General features: G+C 61.2%; 21 protein-coding genes and 2 pseudogenes. 17 read left to right on the top strand and 6 right to left on the bottom strand.

What is annotated here, in order from left to right:
- Positions 1–61: 61 nt before the first annotated feature.
- Both PSH64_RS10245 and PSH64_RS10240 read left to right on the top strand, forming a co-directional pair.
- Complete coding sequence (locus PSH64_RS10245) at positions 62–463, top strand: MerR family DNA-binding transcriptional regulator (protein WP_105344001.1); 402 nt, start codon at positions 62–64, stop codon at positions 461–463.
- Between the two features lie 144 nt (positions 464–607).
- Positions 608–1,507, top strand: coding sequence for a hydroxymethylglutaryl-CoA lyase (locus PSH64_RS10240; RefSeq protein ID WP_105344002.1), 900 nt, complete (start codon positions 608–610; stop codon positions 1,505–1,507).
- Between the two features lie 676 nt (positions 1,508–2,183).
- Here the strand turns inward: PSH64_RS10240 and PSH64_RS10235 are convergent.
- On the bottom strand, positions 2,184–3,881 hold the full coding sequence (locus PSH64_RS10235) for an AMP-binding protein (protein ID WP_305480593.1): 1,698 nt from the start codon (positions 3,879–3,881) through the stop codon (positions 2,184–2,186).
- 296 nt (positions 3,882–4,177) lie between these two features.
- Between PSH64_RS10235 and PSH64_RS10230 the strand changes: the two genes are divergently transcribed.
- The 4 genes from PSH64_RS10230 (at position 4,178) to PSH64_RS10215 (ending at position 9,847) form a co-directional block, all read left to right on the top strand.
- Entirely contained in the window at positions 4,178–5,341 is a 1,164-nt protein-coding gene (locus tag PSH64_RS10230; RefSeq protein ID WP_007940933.1) for an isovaleryl-CoA dehydrogenase, read from the top strand.
- Between the two features lie 12 nt (positions 5,342–5,353).
- Positions 5,354–6,961 carry a carboxyl transferase domain-containing protein gene (locus PSH64_RS10225; RefSeq protein WP_105344006.1) on the top strand — a complete coding sequence of 536 codons (1,608 nt, stop codon included), beginning with the start codon at positions 5,354–5,356 and terminating at the stop codon, positions 6,959–6,961.
- A gap of 115 nt (positions 6,962–7,076) precedes the next feature.
- Positions 7,077–7,892 carry a gamma-carboxygeranoyl-CoA hydratase gene (locus tag PSH64_RS10220; protein ID WP_105344008.1) on the top strand — a complete coding sequence of 272 codons (816 nt, stop codon included), beginning with the start codon at positions 7,077–7,079 and terminating at the stop codon, positions 7,890–7,892.
- Positions 7,892–9,847: an acetyl/propionyl/methylcrotonyl-CoA carboxylase subunit alpha gene (locus PSH64_RS10215; protein WP_305480592.1), complete on the top strand. Its 1,956-nt coding sequence runs from the start codon at positions 7,892–7,894 to the stop codon at positions 9,845–9,847. The genes PSH64_RS10220 and PSH64_RS10215 overlap by 1 nt, the downstream gene beginning before the upstream one ends.
- 39 nt (positions 9,848–9,886) lie before the next feature.
- Here PSH64_RS10215 and PSH64_RS10210 read toward each other — a convergent pair whose 3' ends face one another.
- Entirely contained in the window at positions 9,887–10,552 is a 666-nt protein-coding gene (locus tag PSH64_RS10210) for a LexA family transcriptional regulator (protein WP_105344012.1), read from the bottom strand.
- A gap of 130 nt (positions 10,553–10,682) precedes the next feature.
- Here PSH64_RS10210 and PSH64_RS10205 point away from each other — a divergent pair, with 130 nt between their 5' ends.
- Positions 10,683–11,024 carry a DUF3077 domain-containing protein gene (locus PSH64_RS10205; protein WP_305480591.1) on the top strand — a complete coding sequence of 114 codons (342 nt, stop codon included), beginning with the start codon at positions 10,683–10,685 and terminating at the stop codon, positions 11,022–11,024.
- Positions 11,025–11,507: 483 nt separating this feature from the next.
- On the top strand, positions 11,508–12,659 hold the full coding sequence (locus tag PSH64_RS10200; RefSeq protein ID WP_105344016.1) for a M14-type cytosolic carboxypeptidase: 1,152 nt from the start codon (positions 11,508–11,510) through the stop codon (positions 12,657–12,659).
- A gap of 62 nt (positions 12,660–12,721) precedes the next feature.
- On the opposite strand, the pseudogene PSH64_RS30395 reads toward PSH64_RS10200, so the two are convergent.
- Positions 12,722–12,796: pseudogene (locus PSH64_RS30395) on the bottom strand (transcriptional regulator); the annotation flags it as partial.
- Here PSH64_RS30395 and PSH64_RS10195 point away from each other — a divergent pair.
- A pseudogene (locus PSH64_RS10195) lies at positions 12,796–13,402 on the top strand (MFS transporter); the annotation flags it as partial. The pseudogenes PSH64_RS30395 and PSH64_RS10195 overlap by 1 nt on opposite strands.
- Before the next feature lie 100 nt (positions 13,403–13,502).
- On the opposite strand, the gene PSH64_RS10190 reads toward PSH64_RS10195, so the two are convergent.
- Both PSH64_RS10190 and PSH64_RS10185 read right to left on the bottom strand, forming a co-directional pair.
- Positions 13,503–14,048, bottom strand: a complete 546-nt coding sequence (locus PSH64_RS10190) for a cytochrome b (RefSeq protein WP_018925452.1) — start codon at positions 14,046–14,048, stop codon at positions 13,503–13,505.
- Positions 14,045–15,139: a catalase family peroxidase gene (locus PSH64_RS10185; RefSeq protein WP_305480590.1), complete on the bottom strand. Its 1,095-nt coding sequence runs from the start codon at positions 15,137–15,139 to the stop codon at positions 14,045–14,047. Before PSH64_RS10185 ends, PSH64_RS10190 begins: the two co-directional genes overlap by 4 nt.
- A 164-nt stretch (positions 15,140–15,303) precedes the next feature.
- On the opposite strand from PSH64_RS10185, the gene PSH64_RS10180 reads away from it, so the two are divergent.
- Together PSH64_RS10180 and PSH64_RS10175 are read left to right on the top strand one after the other, a co-directional pair.
- Complete coding sequence (locus PSH64_RS10180) at positions 15,304–15,810, top strand: RNA polymerase sigma factor (RefSeq protein ID WP_305481133.1); 507 nt, start codon at positions 15,304–15,306, stop codon at positions 15,808–15,810.
- Positions 15,807–16,547 carry an anti-sigma factor gene (locus PSH64_RS10175; RefSeq protein WP_105344021.1) on the top strand — a complete coding sequence of 247 codons (741 nt, stop codon included), beginning with the start codon at positions 15,807–15,809 and terminating at the stop codon, positions 16,545–16,547. The genes PSH64_RS10180 and PSH64_RS10175 overlap by 4 nt, the downstream gene beginning before the upstream one ends.
- A gap of 148 nt (positions 16,548–16,695) precedes the next feature.
- On the opposite strand, the gene PSH64_RS10170 is transcribed toward PSH64_RS10175, so the two are convergent.
- Positions 16,696–17,532: an IclR family transcriptional regulator gene (locus PSH64_RS10170; RefSeq protein WP_105344023.1), complete on the bottom strand. Its 837-nt coding sequence runs from the start codon at positions 17,530–17,532 to the stop codon at positions 16,696–16,698.
- A gap of 243 nt (positions 17,533–17,775) precedes the next feature.
- Between PSH64_RS10170 and PSH64_RS10165 the strand changes: the two genes are divergently transcribed.
- The 6 genes from PSH64_RS10165 to PSH64_RS10140 all read left to right on the top strand — a co-directional run bounded on the left by PSH64_RS10165 (position 17,776) and on the right by PSH64_RS10140 (position 23,388).
- Entirely contained in the window at positions 17,776–18,801 is a 1,026-nt protein-coding gene (locus tag PSH64_RS10165; RefSeq protein ID WP_064618870.1) for an ABC transporter ATP-binding protein, read from the top strand.
- The gene (locus PSH64_RS10160; protein WP_305480589.1) at positions 18,798–19,667 is read left to right on the top strand and encodes an ABC transporter permease; all 870 of its coding nucleotides are present in this window, start codon (positions 18,798–18,800) and stop codon (positions 19,665–19,667) included. The genes PSH64_RS10165 and PSH64_RS10160 overlap by 4 nt, the downstream gene beginning before the upstream one ends.
- Positions 19,668–19,673: 6 nt before the next feature.
- Entirely contained in the window at positions 19,674–20,468 is a 795-nt protein-coding gene (locus PSH64_RS10155; RefSeq protein WP_019580025.1) for an ABC transporter permease, read from the top strand.
- 7 nt (positions 20,469–20,475) lie between these two features.
- Positions 20,476–20,766: a (2Fe-2S)-binding protein gene (locus PSH64_RS10150; protein WP_105344032.1), complete on the top strand. Its 291-nt coding sequence runs from the start codon at positions 20,476–20,478 to the stop codon at positions 20,764–20,766.
- Between the two features lie 154 nt (positions 20,767–20,920).
- On the top strand, positions 20,921–22,276 hold the full coding sequence (locus PSH64_RS10145) for an NAD(P)/FAD-dependent oxidoreductase (protein ID WP_305480588.1): 1,356 nt from the start codon (positions 20,921–20,923) through the stop codon (positions 22,274–22,276).
- On the top strand, positions 22,273–23,388 hold the full coding sequence (locus PSH64_RS10140; RefSeq protein WP_305480587.1) for an FAD-binding oxidoreductase: 1,116 nt from the start codon (positions 22,273–22,275) through the stop codon (positions 23,386–23,388). The genes PSH64_RS10145 and PSH64_RS10140 overlap by 4 nt, the downstream gene beginning before the upstream one ends.
- Positions 23,389–23,406 lie beyond the last annotated feature (18 nt).

Below are 23,406 nucleotides of genomic sequence, written 5' to 3'. Positions count from 1 at the left end.
CACTTGACGTAAACGTCAACCAGCCATTAGCTTAGCGCCATGACCTTTTTCGAGCGCTTCCATGAGCAGCCAGACCTATAGCATTTCCGACCTCGCCCGCGAGCTCGACATCACCACCCGGGCCATTCGCTTCTATGAAGAGCAAGGCCTGCTCAGCCCCGAGCGTCGCGGTCAGGAACGCATTTATTCGCCCCGTGACAAGGTCAGCCTGAAGCTGATCCTGCGGGGCAAGCGCATTGGTTTTTCCCTGGCCGAATGCCGCGAGCTGATCGAGCTTTATGACCCCTCCAGCGGTAACACCAAGCAACTGCACAGCATGCTGGCGAAAATCGCCGAGCGCCGGGAACAACTCGAACAGCAATTGCTGGACATCGAACAGATGAAACTGGAACTCGACACGGCCGAAGAGCGCTGCACTCAGGCGCTGGAGCAAACGATCAAGAGCCAGAAGGCCATCCAATAGTCGTACGAAGATCCAGTGTGGGAGCGGGCTTGCTCGCGAAGACGGTGTGTCAGGCGACGTCAATGTTGATTGTGCCGCCGCCTTCGCGAGCAAGCCCGCTCCCACAGTAGATCGTCGTTCGCCCACTACTACAGGTGAACTCCCATGCCCCTCCCCACCCACGTACGCCTGGTCGAAGTCGGCCCCCGCGACGGTCTGCAAAACGAAGCCCAGCCCATCAGCGTTGCGGACAAGGTGCAATTGGTCGACGCGCTGACCGCCGCTGGCCTCGGCTATATAGAAGTCGGCAGTTTCGTTTCGCCCAAATGGGTGCCGCAAATGGCTGGTTCCGCCGAGGTCTTCGCACAGATCCGGCGCAAGCCGGGGGTGACCTATGGCGCCCTCGCCCCCAACCTTCGGGGCTTTGAAGACGCCATTGCCGCCGGGGTCAAGGAGGTCGCCGTGTTCGCCGCAGCGTCCGAATCGTTTTCCCAGCGCAACATCAATTGCTCGATCAGCGAGAGCCTCGAGCGCTTCGTACCGATCATGGACGCCGCCAAGCAACATGGGGTCAGCGTGCGCGGTTATGTGTCCTGCGTGCTGGGCTGTCCTTATGAAGGTGACATCGCACCAGAACAAGTCGCCCGGGTCGCTCGCGAGCTCTATGCCATGGGCTGCTACGAGGTTTCGCTGGGAGACACCATCGGCACCGGCACCGCCGGCGCGACCCGCAAGATGTTCGAAGTGGTCTCGGCCGACGTGCCACGGGAAAAACTGGCCGGGCACTTTCACGATACCTATGGCCAGGCCATGGCCAATATCTACGCCAGCCTGCTGGAAGGCATTGCGGTGTTCGACAGCTCCATCGCCGGCCTCGGCGGTTGCCCGTATGCCAAGGGCGCCAGCGGTAACGTCGCCACCGAAGATGTGGTTTACCTGCTCAACGGCCTGGGGATCGAGACCGGCATCGACCTGGACGCCTTGATTCGCGCCGGCCAGCAGATCTGCGCGGTGTTGGGACGGCCTACCGGCTCGCGCGTGGCCAAGGCCCGCAGCGCACAGTGACCGTGTGGATGTGTCCGGGTGTTACCGCGTGTTCTGACATGTGGGGCGGAAACGAGTAACACGGAAACAAAATGGCAGGTTCGGGTCGGATGAAAAATCCTACAAAAAACTCAACCAATTGAATTTAAAGACTTTTTAAAAGTTGGCACGGCTTCTGCTATCTCTATGGCATAACAAGAATAAAAACTGCAAACCAATAAAAATAAGACGTAACGACTCTGACATAACAAGAACAACACGGCAGAGACGCAGCTAACAGATTTTTTTGGAGAGGATGTGCTTTTCAGGGTGCTTTTCGGAGTAACCCGCAACCGGGCAGAGAACAATAAAACTACCTTCAGGTAGCTCCCGAACTGGTTGGATCGCTTAGCGAAAAAGTAGATCAGCGCTCAAAAAAATACGTTTGCTCTTGATCCCGGATGGGGATCGACAAAAACAGCGGTAAAGGGCCACGGTTGCCAAAAACAACAACAGACCGCCCCTCAATAATAAAAAAAGAGCACGTACGACAAAATTAAAGGGGAGCTTCGGCTCCCCTTTGTGCTTTCTTGCCTTCCGGTTTTTCTCGATCCACATGTGGGAGCGGGCTTGCTCGCGAATGGGGTGTGTCAGTCAATATCGATAGTGACTGATCCACCGCTTTCGCGAGCAAGCCCGCTCCCACATTGGTTATCTGTCAGCCTTTGTTGATGCGCAGCTCCTCGATGCTGATCTCGCGCATCCGGAATTTCTGGATCTTGCCGGTTACCGTCATCGGAAACTCCTCGACGAACTTGAAGTAACGCGGCGTCTTGAAGTGCGCAATGCGTTCCTTGCACCAGGCCTGCAGCTCTTGTTCGGTGGCGCTGTGGCCGGGGTGGAATTTGATCCAGGCGACGATCTCTTCACCATAACGAGAACAAGGAATGCCGATCACCTGCACATCCGCTATCGCCGGGTGGGTGAAGAAGAACTCTTCCAGTTCCCTTGGGTAAATATTCTCACCGCCACGGATGATCATGTCCTTGTTACGTCCGGCAATGCACACATAGCCTTCGTCGTTCATGGTCGCCAGATCGCCGGTGTGCATCCAGCCTGCCTCATCGATAGCCTCGGCGGTGCCTTGCGGGTTATTCCAGTAGCCGAGCATCACGCTGTAACCTCGAGTACACAGTTCGCCAATGGTGCCGCGTGGCACCAGATTACCCGCCTCGTCGATGATTTTGCTTTCCAGCTGCGGCTGGGTCCGACCAACAGTGGTGACGCGCAATTCCAGATCATCTGACGGACCGGTCTGCAAAGACACGGGGCTGGTTTCCGTCATGCCGTAGGCAATCTGCACTTCGCTCATGTGCATTTCGTTGATAACCCGACGCATCACCTCGATCGGACAGGTCGCCCCGGCCATGATCCCGGTACGCAGGCTCGATAAATCAAATTCGGCGCGCTTGGGCTGATCAAGCATGGCGATGAACATGGTCGGCACGCCGTAAAGCGCAGTGGCTTTTTCTTCAGCGACGGTAGTCAAGGTCAACAGCGGATCGAAGGCATCGTTGGGGTAAATCATGGTGCTGCCGTGGGTGACGCAGCCGAGGTTGCCCATGACCATGCCGAAGCAGTGATACAGCGGCACCGGAATCACCAGCCGATCACGGGCGGTCAGGCCCAGGCTCTCGCCGACCATGTAACCGTTGTTGAGGATGTTGTAGTGGCTGAGGGTCGCGCCCTTGGGGAAACCGGTGGTGCCGGAGGTGTACTGGATGTTCACCGCCTGATCGAAATGCAGGCTGTCCTGGCGCTCGTGCAATTGCTCGATCGACACACCGGCCGCCAGATCGGCCAGTTGCGACCACGGCAGGAAACCCGAGGGTGGCTGCGCATCCAGGCTGATGACCCCACGCAATTCCGGCAGGCGTTCGCTCTGCAAGCGGCCGATGGATTGCTCCGCCAATTCCGGCACCAACCCTTGCAACATGCCGTGATAGTCGGAGGTCTTGAAGGCACCGGCACAGACCAGCCATTGGCAGCCGGATTGCTTCAATACGTATTCGAGTTCGGAACTGCGATAAGCCGGGTTGATGTTGACCAGGATCACGCCGATTTTCGCGCTGGCAAACTGGCTGACGCACCACTGCGCACAGTTAGGGGCCCAGATGCCGAGCCGGTCACCGGTTTGCAAACCCAACGCCAGGAATGCTCTGGCGTGCAGATCAACAGCATCCGACAGTTGCTGCCAGGTGTAACGCAGCTGTTGATGGCGCACGACCAGCGCCTCCCCGTTCGGGTATCGCGCGACGGTGTTATCAAACGCCTGGCCGATGGTCATCGCCAGCAAGGCTTTGTCCTGGGAACCACGGGTATAGCTGCGCTGCGGGCTTGCACTGGGTTGATCCATGACGACCCCTATTGTCTTTATTAATGGGCTGTACCGGCGACCTTTAGAGCCGGCTTGTGTGGCGAGGGGGCTTGCCCCCGTTGGGCCGCGCAGCGGACCCAACATCTGCGAGCGCTGCGCACTCGAACGGGGGCAATCCCCCTCGCCACAGTCTTTCAGAACTGGCTCTACTCTCGCTCAAGTTGACGTTAACGTAAAGGGTGATTGACAGCCATTCGTCACAGGCTTACGTTAACGTAAAGGTGAGAGCTGAATCACTGCCCTCCCCACCCTACAAAAAAGCCAAAAGGTGCCCCATGAGCTACCCATCCCTGAACTTTGCCCTCGGTGAAACCATCGACATGCTGCGCGATCAGGTTCAGTCCTTCGTCGCCAAAGAGATCGCCCCGCGCGCCGCTCAGATCGACATCGACAACCTGTTCCCCGCCGACCTGTGGCGCAAATTCGGTGACATGGGCCTGCTGGGCATCACCGTGCCGGAAGAATACGGCGGCGCCGGCCTGGGTTATCTGGCGCACGTGGTCGCCATGGAAGAAATCAGCCGCGGTTCGGCCTCGGTCGCCCTGTCCTACGGCGCGCACTCCAACCTCTGCGTCAACCAGATCAACCGCAACGGCACTCACGAACAGAAAAGCAAATACCTGCCGAAACTGATCAGCGGCGAGCACATCGGCGCCCTGGCCATGAGCGAGCCGAACGCCGGTTCCGACGTGGTTTCGATGAAGCTGCGCGCCGATAAACGCGGCGATCACTACGTGCTCAACGGCAGCAAGACCTGGATCACCAACGGTCCCGACGCCAACACTTACGTGATCTACGCCAAGACCGACCTGGAAAAAGGCCCCCACGGCATCACCGCATTCATCGTCGAACGAGACTGGAAAGGCTTCAGCCGCAGCAACAAATTCGACAAGCTCGGCATGCGCGGTTCGAACACCTGCGAGCTGTTTTTCGATGACGTCGAAGTGCCGGAAGAAAACATCCTCGGCGTACTCAACGGCGGGGTGAAAGTGCTGATGAGCGGCCTCGACTATGAGCGCGTGGTGCTTTCCGGTGGCCCGACCGGGATCATGCAGGCGTGCATGGACCTGATCGTGCCGTACATCCACGACCGCAAACAGTTCGGCCAGAGCATCGGCGAATTCCAGCTGATCCAGGGCAAGGTCGCCGACATGTACACCCAACTCAACGCCAGCCGCGCCTACCTGTATGCCGTGGCCCAGGCCTGCGAGCGCGGCGAAACCACCCGCAAGGATGCCGCCGGGGTGATCCTCTACAGCGCCGAACGCGCCACGCAAATGGCCCTCGACGCGATCCAGATTCTTGGCGGCAATGGCTACATCAACGAATTCCCGGCCGGTCGTCTGCTGCGTGACGCCAAGCTGTACGAAATCGGCGCCGGCACCAGTGAGATCCGTCGCATGCTGATCGGTCGCGAACTGTTCAACGAAACCCGCTAAACGGAGCTGTCCATGGCTATCCTGCATACCCAGCTCAACCCCCGTTCAGCGGAGTTCGCGGCCAACAGCGCGGCGATGCTCAAACAGGTCGATGCCCTGCACACCCTGCTCGCGCAAGTGCAGCAAGGTGGCGGCCCGAAGGCGCAAGAACGCCACACCTCGCGGGGCAAACTGCTGCCCCGTGAGCGCATCAATCGCCTGCTCGATCCGGGCTCGCCGTTTCTGGAGATCAGCCAACTGGCAGCCTACTCGGTCTATGGCGAAGACGTTCCGGCCGCTGGCGTGATTGCCGGGATCGGCCGGGTGGAAGGTGTCGAATGCATGATCGTCGCCAACGATGCCACTGTGAAAGGCGGCTCGTATTACCCGCTGACGGTGAAAAAACACCTGCGCGCGCAGACCATCGCCCAGCAGAATCGCCTGCCCTGCATCTATCTGGTGGACTCCGGCGGCGCCAACCTGCCGCGTCAGGATGAAGTGTTTCCGGACCGCGAACACTTCGGGCGGATCTTCTTCAACCAGGCCAACATGAGCGCCATGGGCATTCCGCAGATTGCGGTGGTCATGGGTTCCTGCACCGCCGGTGGTGCCTACGTACCGGCGATGGCCGATGAGGCGATCATGGTGCGTCAGCAGGCAACGATTTTCCTCGCCGGCCCACCGCTGGTGAAGGCCGCGACCGGTGAAGTGGTCAGCGCCGAAGACCTCGGCGGGGCCGATGTGCACTGCAAGATTTCCGGGGTCGCCGACCACTACGCTGAAAGTGATGAACATGCCCTGGCATTGGCCCGGCGCAGCATCGCCAACCTCAACTGGCGCAAGCTCGGCGAACTGCAACAACGCACGCCGATCGCGCCGCTGTACAGCAGCGACGAGTTGTACGGCGTGGTCTCGGCCGACGCCAAGCAACCGTTCGATGTGCGCGAAGTGATCTCACGACTGGTGGACGGGTCGGTATTCGACGAATTCAAAGCGCTGTTCGGAACCACACTGGTGTGCGGTTTTGCCCATTTGCACGGTTACCCGATCGCGATCCTCGCCAACAACGGCATCCTCTTCGCCGAGGCCGCGCAGAAAGGCGCGCACTTTATCGAACTGGCCTGCCAGCGTGGCATTCCATTGCTGTTCCTGCAAAACATCACCGGTTTCATGGTCGGCCAGAAATACGAGGCCGGCGGCATCGCCAAGCACGGCGCGAAACTGGTGACTGCCGTGGCCTGCGCCAAGGTGCCGAAATTCACCGTGATCATCGGCGGCAGTTTCGGTGCCGGTAACTACGGCATGTGCGGGCGCGCCTACGATCCACGCTTCCTGTGGATGTGGCCGAACGCGCGGATCGGCGTGATGGGCGCCGAACAGGCGGCGGGCGTGCTGGTACAGGTCAAGCGCGAGCAAACCGAGCGCAGCGGACATCGTTTCAGCGCCGAGCAGGAAGCCGAGATCAAGCAGCCGATCCTCGATCAGTATGAAGAACAGGGTCACCCCTACTACTCCAGCGCCCGGCTGTGGGACGACGGCGTCATCGACCCGGCGCAGACCCGCGACGTGTTGGCCCTGGCCTTGTCGGCGTCGTTGAACGCACCCATCGAACCGAGCCGCTTCGGCGTGTTCCGGATGTGATTTTCTGTGGGAGCGGGCTTGCTCGCGAAGGATTCACCGCGGTTTATTTGATGCACCGCGTCATCGTTCTTCGCGAGCAAGCCCGCTCCCACATGAGTTGTGGAGACGGATGAATATGAGCGACTTCAACACCCTCGAGCTGCAGACCGATCCCCGTGGTTTTGCCACCCTGTGGCTCAGCCGAGAAGAAAAGAACAACGCGTTCAATGCCGAGATGATCCGCGAACTGATCCTCGCGCTGGACAAAGTGTCGAGCGATGCCAGCCTGCGTTTTCTGCTGATCCGTGGGCGCGGCAAGCATTTCAGCGCCGGCGCCGATCTGGCCTGGATGCAGCAATCGGCCGAACTCGATTACCACACCAACCTTGATGACGCCCGGGAACTGGCGGAATTGATGTACAACCTCGCCAAGCTGAAAGTCCCGACACTGGCCGTGGTGCAGGGCGCGGCGTTTGGCGGCGCGCTGGGCCTGATCAGTTGCTGCGACATGGCGATTGGCGCCGACGACGCGCAGTTCTGCCTGTCGGAAGTGCGCATCGGCCTGGCGCCAGCGGTCATCAGCCCGTTCGTGGTGCAAGCCATCGGCGAGCGCGCGGCACGGCGTTATGCCTTGACTGCCGAACGTTTCGGCGGGCAACGGGCGCGGGAAATCGGCTTGTTGTCGGAGAGCTATCCGATGGCTGAGCTGGAACAGAAAATCGATCAGTGGATCGACAATCTGCTGCTCAATAGCCCGGCAGCCATGCGCGCCAGCAAGGACCTGCTGCGCGAAGTCGGCAACGGCGCGCTGACCCCGGCGCTGCGGCGCTACACCGAGAACGCCATCGCCCGAATCCGCGTCAGCCCGGAAGGCCAGGAAGGCTTGCGCGCCTTCCTGCAAAAACGCTCGCCCACCTGGCAAGCTGAAACCACTCTCAAGGAGCCGCGTTGATGAGCGCACCTGTTCTCACCACCCTGCTGGTGGCCAACCGTGGCGAAATCGCTTGCCGGGTGATGCGTACCGCCAAGGCTCTGGGCCTGACCACCGTGGCCGTGCACAGCGCCATCGACCGTGACGCCCGGCACAGCCGAGAAGCCGATATCCGCGTCGACCTGGGCGGCAGCAAAGCCGCCGACAGCTACCTGCAAATCGACAAACTGATCACCGCCGCCAAGGCCAGCGGTGCTCAGGCGATTCATCCCGGTTATGGTTTTCTCTCGGAAAACGCCGGGTTCGCCCGGGCGATTGAAGCGGCTGGCCTGATCTTCCTCGGCCCGCCCGCCTCGGCCATCGACGCCATGGGCAGCAAGTCCGCCGCCAAAGCCTTGATGGAAACCGCCGGTGTGCCGCTGGTGCCCGGCTACCACGGCGAAGCCCAGGACCTCGACACCTTCCGCGACGCCTGCGAACGCATCGGTTATCCGGTGCTGCTCAAGGCCACCGCGGGCGGCGGCGGCAAAGGCATGAAAGTGGTCGAGGACGTCAGCCAACTGGCCGAAGCCCTGGCCTCGGCGCAACGGGAAGCGCTGTCCTCGTTCGGCGACTCGCGGATGTTGGTGGAAAAGTACCTGCTCAAGCCACGCCATGTGGAAATCCAGGTGTTCGCCGACCAGCATGGCAACTGTCTGTACCTCAATGAACGTGATTGCTCGATTCAGCGTCGACATCAGAAAGTCGTCGAAGAGGCGCCTGCTCCGGGCCTGAGCCCGGAACTGCGTCGGGCCATGGGTGAAGCCGCCGTGCGTTCGGCTCAGGCGATCGGTTACGTCGGGGCCGGCACCGTGGAGTTTTTGCTGGATGCGCGCGGAGAGTTCTTCTTCATGGAGATGAACACGCGCCTGCAAGTCGAACACCCGGTGACCGAAGCGATCACCGGCCTCGATCTGGTGGCCTGGCAGATTCGCGTGGCCCGTGGTGAAGCGCTGCCGATGACTCAGGATCAGGTGCCGCTGATCGGCCATGCAATTGAAGTACGATTGTATGCCGAAGACCCGGGCAACGACTTTCTGCCGGCCACCGGGCGTCTGGCGTTGTACCGCGAATCCGCCGAAGGGCCGGGGCGTCGTGTGGACAGTGGCGTCGAAGAAGGCGACGAGATTTCGCCGTTCTACGACCCGATGCTCGGCAAGCTGATTGCCTGGGGCGAAGACCGTGAACAGGCGCGGCTGCGGTTGCTGAGCATGCTCGATGAGTTTGCCATTGGCGGGCTGAAGACCAACATCAACTTCCTGCACCGGATCATCGGCCACCCGGCGTTTGCCGCCGCCGAACTGGATACCGGGTTCATTCCGCGTTATCAGGATCAACTGCTGCCAGCACCTTCGCCGCTCAGTGATGAGTTCTGGCAAGCGGCGGCCCAGGCGTTTGCGCAAAGCCAGCCAGCTGTTTTGCGTGCCGATGACCCGAGTTCGCCTTGGGCCTTCAACAACGGTTTCCGTGCCGGGTTGCCGACGGAAATCACCTTGCATTTGAGTTGCGAAGGGCAAGACCGGGCGCTGACCCTGGGTGATGCCGACGCCCATACCGCACGGCTCAAGGGTGAATACCTGCTGACCGAACACAACGGTTTGCGCCGCCAGCACCGGGCCATCCGCCGTGGCGATGCACTGTATCTGCAATGGGACGGCGAGCTGCGCCGCATCGAGTCGTATGACCCGATCGGCGCTGTCGAAGCCAGTCACAGCCATCAAGGCGGGCTTACCGCGCCCATGAACGGCAGCATCGTGCGGGTGTTGGTGGAGGCCGGGCAAACGGTCGAAGCCGGGGCGCAACTGGTGGTGCTGGAAGCGATGAAAATGGAGCACAGCATTCGCGCGCCCCACGCCGGGGTGATCAAGGCGCTGTATTGCCAGGAAGGCGAAATGGTCAGCGAAGGCAGTGCCTTGGTGGAGTTGGAACAAGCGTGAAATGAAGATCGGTCCTACGCCCTGCGAGGACCGATCTGATTAGAATTTGGCAGTCGCCTGAACCACCACGCCGATGATTCGGCATTCTTCGGTGTAAAGGGCTTTCGGATATGTCGGATTGAGCGGGACCAGATAACGCTGCCCGCCCTCTTCGATCAGCTTGCGAAAGACCGCCTCGGCGCTACCGGGCCATTGGGCGATCACCAGTTTGCCAGGCTCCGGCACGATCGCCGGGTCGACCAGAATCAGCATGCCCTCGGCAATGCTCGGCCCCGTCGGTGCCGTCATCGCATCGCCGACCACCACCAGCCAGAACGCCGCGCCCTGTGCGTGGTAATCGGACAGCTCGAAGCGTGGCTTGCCGACAGCCAACGAGGTGCCGTAGGTCGACAGCTCTCCGTCGCGCACTTCCCCGGTTTGCCGCCAGTCACTGACCGGGTAGCGAAAGTACGGGTTGTACTTTTGCGTCAGAGAGATCTCCTCATCCTCTGAGGGCAGCGGCTCCCTGATCACCATCGCCACTTCCAGATAGTCCATGCCGAGCGCCCGCAAGACACGATTCATCTCCCCGATGCCGGGCTGACGACGTTTATTGAGCCAGTGGCCGACGCCACCCTGGGACATCCCGATGCGCTCGGCGAGTATTTCTTGAGTGACTTTGAGTTCACTCATTTTGGCCTTGACCAATTCGATCCATTTATCCATGTGCGGCACGATACGTGGGGTACTCCGACCAACAAAACACAAATTGTAGTATTAAAATTAAAGACACAAATACAGTACGTACTAAGCTGGGCTCACGGATTTGAATCTAATCACGGAGCTTGCCATCGTCATGACCATCCCCAGCAATACCCTGCCCGACATGCAAATCGACACCAGCCTCACCTCGCCCAAAGGCTCTGCCGCCGCGCAGCGGGCACTGGACTATTACTTGAAACCAGCTGTGTCAGAAGAGGCCAGCGAAGCACGTTTCTTTGCCGTGAACCGTAGCATCAGCAGCGAAGAAGCGCTGGTTCATGCTTCGGATCTGTTGCGGTGTGCTGCCGCCACCGCCCATGAGTCAGCCAACCAGTTGCAGGGTGCAAGCCGGGATCTGGCGTTTTCGACGGTGCACATGATCGACATGGCCAAGGCGATGGTCGAGCGATCCCTGGAGGGCGATCGGAACGATTGAGGCTGGGCGCATTGGAGGAGGACAGGAAAAATTTTCCAATCGCACAGGTAAAAACATTTGACTTGCAAATGATAATGATTATTATTGCAACAACTGGTCGCGAGATCAGTCGATAGACCAAGAGACCTTAGGTCGGTCTTCTGGACTATCTCCTCATCAGGCTAATCACGGTTTTTGACCCGGCTTTTTGCCGGGTCTTTTTTTGTCTGTCAGTTTGGCTTCGGCTTCAGGCTGATGAAGTCTGCAGATGCTGCAAATTCGATTGCCGTGAGTGATATCAAAAGAATATTTGGTTGCCCGAGAACCCCCGGCAGCATTGGGTCAAACTAACGCAAAATAGCGCTTGAGAATCAATCACGCAGTCTCTAAGCTGCATCGGCGTCAAGGAGGACGCCCCCCTTTTCCACCCCCATAATTTCCCCCGGTTTTCCCCCACCTTGCGTGTAAAGTAGCAGCCATAAAAATCATATTCAGGATTTGATTATGGCCGTGGCTAAATCTTCTTTCGACATCAGCGCAAACTTCGACAGCGGCAACATTGACGTGCTGGACATCAGTAATCCCCTGCAAGCGTTGCTGGCCATCAGGCCAGACACCCGCAGCCAGCATTTCCAGTGGTTCCACTTCAAGGCCAGCGGCCTGCACGTGGGGCAGGAGCATTGGTTTCGTCTGAACAACGCCAGCAAATCCTCATACAACAAGGCCTGGGACGGTTATCAGGCGGTGGCGTCCTACGACCACGTCAACTGGTTCCGGGTGCCGACCATCTTTGAAGGCGACTGTCTGCGTTTCAGCCTTGAAGCCACTGCCACCCATGCCTGGTTCGCCTACTTCGAACCCTACAGCCGTGGCCGTCACGACTGGCTGATCGAACAGGCGCTGACCAAGGCCGGCACCGAACTGCTGGCCACCGGCAAGAGTGTTGAAGGTCGTGACATCCAGCTGCTGCGCAAAGGGACTGGCGCCGAAGGTCAGCGCAAGGTCTGGATCATCGCCCAGCAACACCCTGGCGAACACATGGCCGAATGGTTCATGGAAGGCGTGATCGAGCGTCTGGAGAAACACGACGATCCGGTGCTGAATAAGCTCCTGGCCAGCGCCGACCTGTACCTGGTGCCCAACATGAACCCGGACGGCGCCTTCCACGGTCATTTGCGCACCAACGCCATGGGCCAGGACCTGAATCGCGCCTGGCAGAGCGCCAGCCAGGAAATCAGCCCGGAAGTACTGTTCGTTCAGCAGCAAATGGAAAAATATGGCGTCGACCTGTTCCTCGACATCCATGGCGATGAAGAAATCCCCTACGTGTTCACCGCCGGTTGCGAAGGCAACCCGGGCTATACACCGCGGATCGAGAAACTCGAAGAGCGCTTCCGCAGCCATCTGAAGCACCAGACCAAAGACTTCCAGACCAAACACGGCTATACCCGCGACGAGCCAGGCAAAGCCAACATGACCCTGGCCTGCAACAGTGTCGGTCAGAAGTTCGACTGCCTGTCCCTGACTCTGGAAATGCCCTTCAAGGACAACAACGACGCGCCGAATGCGCTGACTGGCTGGTCTGGCAAGCGTTCCAAGCAGTTGGGCAAGGATGTACTGACGACCATTGCGGATATGGTCGATACCTTGCGCTGATCCCCCTTGGACAAAAGATCGCAGCCTTCGCAGCTCCTGCAAGGCTGCGATTTTTTGATGTTTTACTCAGCCGGGATCCGCACACAATCCTGGGGCCCCAACAGCCGCCCATCCTCGGCGCGCAATTCCAGCGACCGAGGAAGAACCGGTGCTGCGTCAACGGGCCATCCTTGCCCTGCTGACGTTCGCCAGCGCCATGGTGCTGTGGACCCCGTTGGTATTGCCGTTGAGCACCCCGCCGCTTTCACTGTCCCACACCGAAATCGGACTGTTCGGGCTGGCCGGGGCCGCTGGCGCACTGGCCGCTGCTCGCGCCGGGCATCTGGCCGATCGTGGCCTGGGTCAATGGACCAGCGGACTGTCGTTGTTGCTGATGCTCGCCTCATGGCTGCCCATCGCCCTCACTCAATCCTCGCTGTGGGCGCTGCTGCTCGGGGGTGATTACGCTGGATTTGGGGTTGCAGGCCGTTCACGTCACCAGCCAGAGCATGATCTACAGCGTGCGCCCCGAAGCGCAAAGCCGACTCACCGCCGGCTACATGCTGTTCTATTCGATCGGCAGCGCCTTGGGCTCTATCGGTTCGACGGCGATGTATGCCTGGGGCGGCTGGATCGCGGTGTGCTGGCTGGGTGCGGGCATCAACGCCCTAGCGTTGATCTATTGGTGGCTGACGCTGGCCACCAAAACACCCAACACCTGTGGCGAGGCAGCTTGCTCCCGATCGGCTGCGCAGCAGGCGTAAATCGATCAGACGCAGGAGCGTCTGACCAACCGCATTTGGGGCTGCGTTGCAGCCCATCGGGGGCAAGCCCCCTCGCCACAGTTATCGGCAGTCCCCCGACTCACCCACGGTCCCTGCCCCGCAACATGCTGTCCAGCACCTCATCGCGGCGTACCCACCCGTGAAACAACGCCGCCGCCAGGTGCAGCAGCACGGTCAGGAACAGTAGATACGCCAGATACCTATGTGCCTTGCGCAGGAATGCAAACACCTGCGCATTCGCCGGCAGGATCGACGGCAGTTGCAACGAGCTGCTGAGCATCACCGGATCGCCAGCCGCCGAAATCATCGCCCAGCCCAGCAGCGGCAAAATCAGCATCAAGGCGTACAGCAAGACATGCGAAGCCTTCGCCGCGAGCACTTGCCAACCCGGCAAGTCCGCCGGCAGCGGTGGTTGCCGGGTCGAAAAACGCACGGCCAGACGCACGACCACCAACAGCAGAATGGCGATGCCCAACGGTTTGTGCAGGTGGATCAGCCACTCGTGACGCTCGGACACCGAGGCCACCATGCCGGCGCCGATGAACAGCATCGCGATGATCATCAGCGCCATCAGCCAATGCAGCAGCCGCGCCAGGGGAGCGAAATGGTTCGGTTGAGCGCTCATTGATGAGCCTCCTGCTTGGCGTTGGGCAACTGATTCACTTCGCTCGTGCGACGCAGATAGGAATTGGCATAGCCCGCTGAACGAGCGGCGAGCAGCGGGTCGTCGGAGCCTTCGATGCCGCTGGGCAATACCAGTGGGTCGTAGTTGATGTCACGGCACTCGCCATTGAGTTGTGGTTGGGTGCTTTCGAGTACCAGCGTGCCGGCGTTCAGCACTTTTCGGTCACCGGGCCAGGCCTTGCTCGCGTCGTTGACCGGGTCCCCGGGGTTCGCCAGGGTGATGTTCAATTGCCAACGCAGCGGTCCGGCGGACAAACGCTGAACCAGATCCTTCTCCAGAAAGTCAGCGCCCTCCGGTGCCGTCGCGCCCGCCGCGTCCTGAGCAACCGGCGCCATGCTCCAACGCACCGCTTGCCGCTGCCCGGCCGCGTTCACCAGGTAAAACGCATTGACGCTGTTATAAGTCTCGGTCGCATAACTGGCAGAAGGTTTGGCAGTCTTGATCCACGCCAGAAACGGCGCGGCTTCCGGGTGAGAGCCGAAGAACGCCGGCACCGCCGCAGGGTTCGGTTTGCCGGTGGCCGGGTCCGGCGACTGCGCTTGTTGCAGTTGATAGAACGCCTCGGGCGTGCCCACCGGGAACACCGGCATGCTGTTCATCCCGGTGCGCCACTGCTGACCGTTGGCCTGGGTGAAACGCAACGCCAGGCTGCGGATCGGCACGCTGTTGTCCGGCGCGTAAGGGTTGCCGGCAGGCAGCGCGAAACGCCCGACCACCGGGGTCCGTGCTTCATTGAACACTTGGGCGCTGGAATACTCGCGCACCTGGCCGCTGCTCTCGAAATGCCCGATCACGCACACCCCTTTGGCGTGGTTACGACGGAACCCCGGGTGCACGCCGTTGTTTTTCTCCAGCACATTGATCAACGCTTTCGGCGTCAGGCGCTGTGGGTCGAGTGTGCCATTGACGTAGGCAAAAGCCCCGGCCAATGCGGCGACCACCACGGCAATACCGGTCAGGCGTAACGTCAGGCTCGCAGTACTCAGCGGTGGCCGGCCAGGCTCCGTTGGCGGTGATGAGCGATCTACCATGAATGACTCCAGGGCCATCGGCCACAAGTGAGAAGAATCAGGCAGACGAACCCCGCCAAGGTTTATTCCATCAGCCGGTGTTTATTTTTCCAGGCGTGGAATAACCTCGAATGCCGGGCGTCCTCCTGAACACTCACCACAGCGTAGTGACTAGTCAGAACTTCATGAGCGATATCGACGAACAACTCAGGGAAATCATTCCCAGGCTGCGGCGCTTCGCCGTATCGCTGACACGCAACCCCAGCAGCGCCGACGATCTGGTGCAAGCCAGCCTGGAACGGGCGCTGTCGAGTTGGGGCGACAAACGTCCCGAGGGTGACTTGCGGGCCTGGCTGTTTTCGATACTTTATCGGCAGTTCCTCGACGCCCACCGCCGCTCCCGGCGTTATGCGCGGATGCTCGAATTCTTTACCGGACGGGACGATACACAGCCTTCGGCAGAACGCACGGTGATCGCCCAAACGACCCTGCAAGCCTTCGATCAACTCAACACCGAACAGCGCGCGCTGCTGCTCTGGGTCTCAGTGGAAGGCTTGAGTTACAAGGAGGTCGCCGAGATTCTCGATGTCCCCATCGGCACCGTAATGTCACGCCTGTCTCGCGCGCGTCAGGCCTTGCGCCAGCTCAGTGACGGCGAAATCACCCGCCCTTCGCTGCGGAGACTCAAATGATCAGCCTGCCTCCCAACGAGCGTGACCTTCACGCCTACGTCGATCACCAACTCAGCGATGACGACCGACATCAGGTGGAAACTTATCTGGCCGGCAATGCCGAAGTGGCCGCGCAAGTGCGCGCCTGGCAGCAGGACGCCCAGCAATTGCGCGCGGCCCTGAGCGGCGCCTTGCAGCAACCGATCAACCCGGAGCTTGATCCGGCGCTGATTCGCCAGCGCCTCAAACGCCAGTCACGCCGTCACCTGGCCAGTGCCGCGGTGCTACTGATTGCGGTCAGTGTCGGCGGTTTGAGCGGTTGGCAGGCACGGGAAATGACCCTGATCAGCGCCCCGCTGCCGATGACCGATGCGATGCAGGCTTACCGGCTGATTGCCCTGCAAGGCATTCTGCCGGCGGATTACAAGGCCAGCGACGACAGTGACATGCAGGGCTGGCTCGACCGCTATTTCAGCCAGGCCCATCGCCTGCCGAATTTGACCGCTTCCGGATACAAACCCATCAGCGGCCGTTTGCTCAGTACCGAACAAGGGCCGGCGGCGATGGTGGTGTACGAGGACCGGAGCGGGCACAAGATCAGTTTCTACGTCCGGCCACCCGGACCGAAGAACACCTTCTTGCCTCGCGGTAGCCGTAGCGACGGCGAACTGCAGGCCGAATACTGGTCGGGCGCCGGGTACAACTACGCGATGGTCAGCCCGAGTGACACCCCGACGGCGCAGATGCTGAAGTTCTGATCTCGGAAAACGAGGACAACGCCAATCGAATGTGGGAGCGGGCTTGCTCGCGAAAGCGGTTTAACATTCAACGTTTATGTTGACTGACACATTGCCTTCGCGAGCAAGCCCGCTCCCACAGGGATCAGCGACTATTTGGAGATTGTGGTCACCCCTGCCCGAAGACTTGCGAAGGCCTGCGCAGCAGCGGATCGAACGGGTTGATCCGCGGCCCGATCAGCGCGGCTTCGCGCTTGAGCATTTCCACCACCGTCGGCAAACGATCCGGCCCCAGGCGATCACTGATCGTGGCCACACTCAGCGCCGCCACCGCCCGGCCTTCGCGGTCGAGGATCGGCACCGCCACGCCGGCCATGCCTTGCAACACGCCGGTGTTGCGCCCGGCGTACCCGAGCGCGCGCACATTCTCGACTTCCGAGCGCAGGAACACCTCGTCATACAGGTGAAAATCCTTGAGCCGCGGCAAGTTGTAGTGAATCACCGTGTCGCGTTCCTCTTGCGGCAGGAATGCCAGAATCGCCAGGCTGCCCTGCCCCACACCGAGCGCCACCCGCCCACCGATATCGCCGGTAAATGTGCGGATCGGAAACGGCCCTTCACTGCGGTCCAGACAGATCGCATCGAAGCCACTGCGCGCCAGCAAAAACAGCGAATCGCCCAACGATGCCGACAGCCGCAGCAACGCCGGCCGCGCCAGTTCGCGCAGGTTGCCTGTATTCCCGGCGCGGGCCGCCAAGGCAAAAAACTCCAGGCTCAGGCGATAGCGTTTGCTGCGCGCATCCTGCTCGACCATGCCCTCGTCCATCAGGCTGCGCAGCAAGCGGTGGGTAGTCGGTTGCGACAAACCAATGCGCTGCGCCAGTTGCGTCACGCGCTCGCCGCCCTCGACGGAATCACCCAGGCTGCGCAGCACGGCAAACAGTCTCGAGACCGCACCGACACCGACTTCATTTTTGTTTTCATTCCATTCAGTGGAATCAGACATGTGATTTCTCATCAATAAATTTACTCACCGAATAAAACTGAAAATAGTCATCGCTTCAGTGAAATAGGTTATTGAGCCCATCCTATTCTTCGTCCTACTCTGCGTCCATACAGGGGCGATTCGAACAACAACGGCAGCCGACACACCTCGAGCGCCAACACCCCCCGCAACATCTTTTCGTATCTGCCCATACAAAAAAGCGCGCCGTTGGCGACGCATAACAATCTCAGGTGGAGCGCAGTCATGGCCTTCGTGCAACTTGAAAACCTCGGCAAACGTTACGGCGAGATCGACGCGGTCGTCGCCACCAACCTGTCGGTGGAAAAAGGCGAGTTCGTCTCTTTGCTCGGCCCCTCCGGATGCGGCAAAACCACTACCCTGCAAATGATCGCCGGCTTCGTCGAAGTCAGCAGCGGGCGCATTGTGCTGGACGGTCGCGACATCACCCACGCCAAACCCGCCAGCCGTGGTCTGGGCGTGGTGTTCCAGAGTTACGCGCTATTCCCGCACATGACCGTGCAAGACAACGTCGCCTTCGGCCTGCGCATGCGCAAAGTGCCCAACGGTGAATTGCAGCAACGGGTGGATCGGGTGCTGAAACTGGTTCGCCTGCACCAGCACGCCGAGCGTTATCCACGGGAGCTTTCCGGCGGCCAGCGCCAGCGTGTGGCACTGGCCCGGGCGTTGGTGATCGAACCGCCGGTGTTGCTGCTCGACGAACCGCTGTCCAACCTCGACGCCAATTTGCGCGAAGAGATGCAGTTCGAAATCCGCCGCATCCAGCGCGAAGTCGGGATCACCACGCTGATGGTCACCCACGACCAGTCCGAAGCGCTGTCGATCAGTGATCGGGTGGTGGTGATGCAGGCCGGGCGCATCACCCAGATCGACGCGCCCTACACCCTCTACGAACACCCGCGCACCGAGTTCATTTCCGGGTTCGTCGGCAAAGCCAACCTGCTGCCCGGTGAGCGGGATGGTGCCGGTGTGGTTCAGGTGTGCAACACCGGCAACGGCGAACTGACGTTAAGCCTGCGCCCGGAAAAAATCGATCTGCGGGAAAAAGGCCATGGTCGTCTGCAAGGCAAGATCGCCAGCCGCTTCTTCCTCGGCAGCCAATGGTTGTACGGCGTAACGACAACCCTGGGCGAACTCTGCGTGGTGCGTCGCAACGACGGCTCGGCGCCACTGGCCGAAGGCACGGCGGTCGGGCTCGACTGGGACGCGGCGCTGCTGCGGGTGCTGAGTGTCGACGAGGTGTCGGCATGAACATGCTCGCCGCCATCCGCCAGGGACGCCAAGGGTATGTGTTGTCGGCGCCGGCCCTGGCGTTGTACATCGGCCTGCTGGCGATCCCGCTGCTGCTGACGCTGGTGTTGTCATTGAACGTCTTCGACTACAGCTCGGGGATCAACAGCGACGCCTACACCTTCGCCCACTACAGCAGCCTGCTGGGCGATCCGTACTTCTACGAAATCTTTCTGCGCACGATGTGGATCAGTGCCCTGACCACCCTGCTCTGCGTGCTGATCGGCGTGCCCGAGGCCTACATCCTCAGTCGCATGGGCGCGCCGTGGCGTTCGATTTTCCTGATTCTGATCCTCACGCCGCTGCTGATTTCGGTGGTGGTGCGGGCGTTCGGCTGGAGCCTGTTGCTGGGCGCCGACGGGCTGGTCAACCAGACCTTGCAAGCCTTCGGTGGCTCGCCAATGAAGCTGCTCTACACGCCGTTCGCGGTGGTGATCGCGCTGGTCCACGTGATGCTGCCGTTCATGATCATTCCGGTCTGGACCTCGCTGCAAAAACTCGACCCGGCCGCCGAGCAGGCTGCGCTGTCACTGGGCGCCAGCCACTTCACGGTGATACGCAAAGTAGTGTTGCCGCAGGTCATGCCCGGCGTGCTCTCCGGCACCTTGATCGTGTTCGGCCTCGCGGCCAGTTCCTTCGCCATTCCCGGCCTGCTGGGCGGACGCCGGCTGAAGATGGTCGCCACGCTGATCTACGACCAGTACCTGTCGGAGCTGAACTGGCCGATGGGCGCCGCCATCGCCGTGGCCCTGCTGTTGCTCAACCTGCTGATCATGCTGTCGTGGAACCGGATGATCGAAGGCCGCTACAAGAAGTCATTGGGATAATTCGTCATGTCCAGAAACGGTCCTTTCGCCCTGCTGTTCCATGCCCTGGTGGTGCTGTTCATGCTCGCGCCGCTGGTGGTGGTGTGCCTCGTCGCCTTCACCCCGGAAAACACCCTGAGCCTGCCGACCACGGATTTCTCCCTGCGCTGGTTCCGCGCCGTGTTCGAACGCGCGGACTTTGTCGATGCGTTCTACAACAGCCTGATCCTGGCCTTCAGCGCGGCCAGTCTGGCGACGCTGATTGCGGTGCCGGCGGCGCTGGCGATCACCCGCTTCGAGTTCCCCGGACGGGACTTTTTCAACGCCCTGTTCCTGTCGCCGATCATCATTCCGCACCTGGTGCTGGGGGTGGCGTTGCTGCGCTTGTTTGCGCTGATGGGCGTCAACGGCAGCTTTGCCTGGCTGATCTTCGCCCATGTACTGGTAATCACGCCGTATGTGCTGCGGCTGGTATTGGCGTCGGCCATCGGCCTGGACCGCAGCGCCGAACACGCCGCGCAATCCTTGGGTGCCGGACGCTTCACGCTGTTCCGGCAAATCACCTTGCCGATGATTCTGCCGGGGGTCGCCGGTGGCTGGCTGCTGGCGTTCATCAACAGTTTCGATGAGGTCACGCTGTCGATCTTCGTCACCTCGCCGGCCACGCAAACCTTGCCGGTGCGCATGTACGTGTACGCCACCGAATCCATCGATCCGATGATGGCGGCGGTGTCGGCCCTGGTGATCGCGCTGACTGCGCTGACGATGATTCTGCTCGATCGGGTCTACGGCCTGGATCGGGTTCTGGTGGGTAAACAATGAGGACGCCATGGCGCTGCTGAAACGACTGGCCGAAGGCGACCGCCCGGCCCTGGACTTTACCCTCGACGGCGTGCCTGCCAGTGGCTTGCTCGGCGACACCTTGCTGACCGCCGTGCTGACCTGCAGCGAACACCTGCGCGGCAGCGACTTCAGCGCCGAACCCCGCGCCGGTTTTTGCCTGATGGGCGCCTGCCAGGACTGCTGGGTCCGCCTGGGCGATGGCCGCCGGGTGCGGGCCTGCTCGACGCAGCTTGAAGCCGGCCAGCAGGTCAGCCGCGAACCGGGGCGCTTGGCATGAACACGAATTCCATCTGCAGAAACCGGATCCCCTGTGGGAGCGGGCTTGCTCGCGAAAGCGGCCTGTCAGCCACCACCGAGGTTGGATGTGCCGCCCTCATCGCGGGCAAGCCCGCTCCCACAGAGTTTCGGCGTCGATCAGATATGAGGTGGGTATGAAGTCTGTAGTGATCATCGGCGCCGGCCCCGCCGGGATTCGTGCAGCGCAGACGCTGGTGGCCCATGGCGTGCGCCCGGTTCTGCTGGACGAAGCCGCACGCGGCGGCGGGCAGATTTATCGGCGGCAACCGGCGAACTTCAAGCGCTCGCCCGTCAAGTTGTATGGCTTCGAAGCCCCCAAGGCCAACGCGCTGCATCAAACTATCGACGAACTGCGCGAACAACTCGATTACCGCCCCGACACGCTGGTATGGAACGCCGAGGCCAACGCGCTCGACACCTTGCACGAGGGCCGCGCCATACGCGTGGCGTTCTCCCGGGTGATTGTCGCCACGGGCGCCACCGACCGGATTCTACCGGTGCCGGGCTGGACGTTGCCGGGGGTGTACAGCCTCGGCGCGGCGCAGATCGCCTTGAAGTTTCAGGGCTGTGCCATTGGTGAACGCGTGGTGTTCGCCGGCAGCGGACCGTTGCTGTACCTGGTGGCTTATCAATATGCCAAGGCCGGGGCCAACGTGGTCGCGGTGCTCGACAGTTCGCCGTTCAGCGCTCAGGCTCGTGCCCTGCCCGGCCTGCTGTCGCAACCGGCCACTCTCGCCAAAGGTCTCTATTACCGCGCCTGGCTGACCGCCCACGGCGTCCCGGTGCATCAGAGCGCCAGCCTGTCACACATCACTGGCCAACAGCGTGTGCAATCGCTGAACTGGCGCAACGCAAAAGGCCAACATCGAATCGACTGCGACGCCGTCGCCTTCGCCCATGGTTTGCGCAGCGAAACCCAACTCGCCGACTTGCTGGGCTGCGAGTTCGACTGGAACCCGCTCAACCGCGCCTGGCTGCCACAGCGCGACAGCGCCGGGCGCAGCAGTGTCGCCGAGGTCTACCTGGCCGGTGACGGCGCCGGCATCATGGGCGCCGACGCGGCGGAAATGGCCGGTGAACGGGCAGCCCTGGCGCTGCTCGAAGACATCGGTTACCTGATCCCGGCGCAACGAGGCACTCAACTGGAACAGTCGCTGAAAAATATCGGCAGATTCCGCCAGGGTCTTGAACGTGCCTTTGCCTTCCCCGAAAGCTGGGCCGCCAACGCTGCGGATGACCTGATGATCTGTCGCTGCGAAGAAGTACGCGCCGGCGACATCCGCCAGGTGGTGCGCGAAGGTCACTGGGAGATCAACCGGGTCAAGGCCCATTGCCGGGTCGGCATGGGACGCTGTCAGGGCCGAATGTGCGGGGCCGCCGCCGCGGAAATCATTGCCTGCGAAAGTCAGCGTTCAGTAGCCGACATCGGTCGGTTGCGGGCTCAGGCACCGATCAAACCCTTGCCGTTCGGTCTGGAGGTCGAGCCATGATCGAAGTCGAGGCGGTCATCATTGGCGGCGGTATTGTCGGGGCCTCCGCCGCCCTGTTTCTGAGCAAGGCTGGCCGACGCGTGGCGCTGCTGGAACGGGATTTTTGCGGTTCGCATTCCAGCGGCGTGAACTATGGCGGCGTGCGTCGTCAGGGCCGGCCGCTGTCGCAATTGCCGTTGTCGCAACGGGCCCACGAGCTCTGGGGACAGTTGCCGCAGTTGATCGGCATCGACGGCGAGTACCAGCGCAGCGGTCACTTGAAACTCGCCCGCAGTCTCAACGATTTACGAGCGTTGCAGGATTACGCCGCGAGCAGCCAGGGGTTCGGCCTTGATTTGCAGCTGTTTGATCGCGATGAGTTGCGCGCACGTTTTCCGTGGGTCGGAGACGTCGCGGTCGGTGCCTCGCTGTGTCCGGACGATGGCCACGCCAACCCACGACTCGTGTCCCCGGCATTTGCCCAAACGGCGCGTCGGCATGGCGCGCAAATCCATGAACAATGCGCCGTTACGGCGGTGGAACACGATGGTCAGCGCTTTCGCGTCAGCACTCAATCCGGCCTCGAACTGCACGCGCCCTGGCTGCTGAACTGCGCCGGTGCCTGGGCCGGCAACCTTGCCGCGCAATTTGGCGAAGCGGTGCCGATGCACGCCGGGCACCCGGCGATGCTGGTCACCGAGCCACTGCCCTTGGTGATGAATGCCAGCACTGGCGTCGAAGGCGGCGGCATCTATGCCCGTCAAGTCGCGCGGGGCAATTGTGTGTTGGGCGGCGGCCAGGGCTTTGCCCTCGATGAGGCCCGCGCCCGTCCCGGCCAGAGCGCGGTGATCGAGATCCTGCGCCAGGCCGTCGAGCTCTACCCGTTTCTTGAAGGCGCCCAGGCGATTCGTACCTGGAGCGGCACCGAAGGTTATTTACCCGACCGCCAACCGGTGATCGGTCACAGCAGCACGCAACCCGGTCTGTTGCACGCGTTCGGCTTTGCCGGCGCGGGCTTTCAGATCGGGCCCGCGGTGGGCCAGGCGCTCACCGAGATCATCTGTAGTGGCGCGTCAAAGACGCCGCTGGATGCGTTTTCCATCACCCGGTTTCACTCCAACTCCGTAGCTTGATAGAGGAAGGTCGCGCCA

The sequence above is a fragment of the Pseudomonas sp. FP1742 genome (assembly GCF_030687145.1).
In the GTDB taxonomy this organism is placed as follows: Bacteria; Pseudomonadota; Gammaproteobacteria; order Pseudomonadales; family Pseudomonadaceae; genus Aquipseudomonas; species Aquipseudomonas frederiksbergensis_D.
The sequence above is the reverse complement of the archived record's forward strand: the minus strand, read 5'-3'. Positions and strand labels throughout refer to the sequence as shown.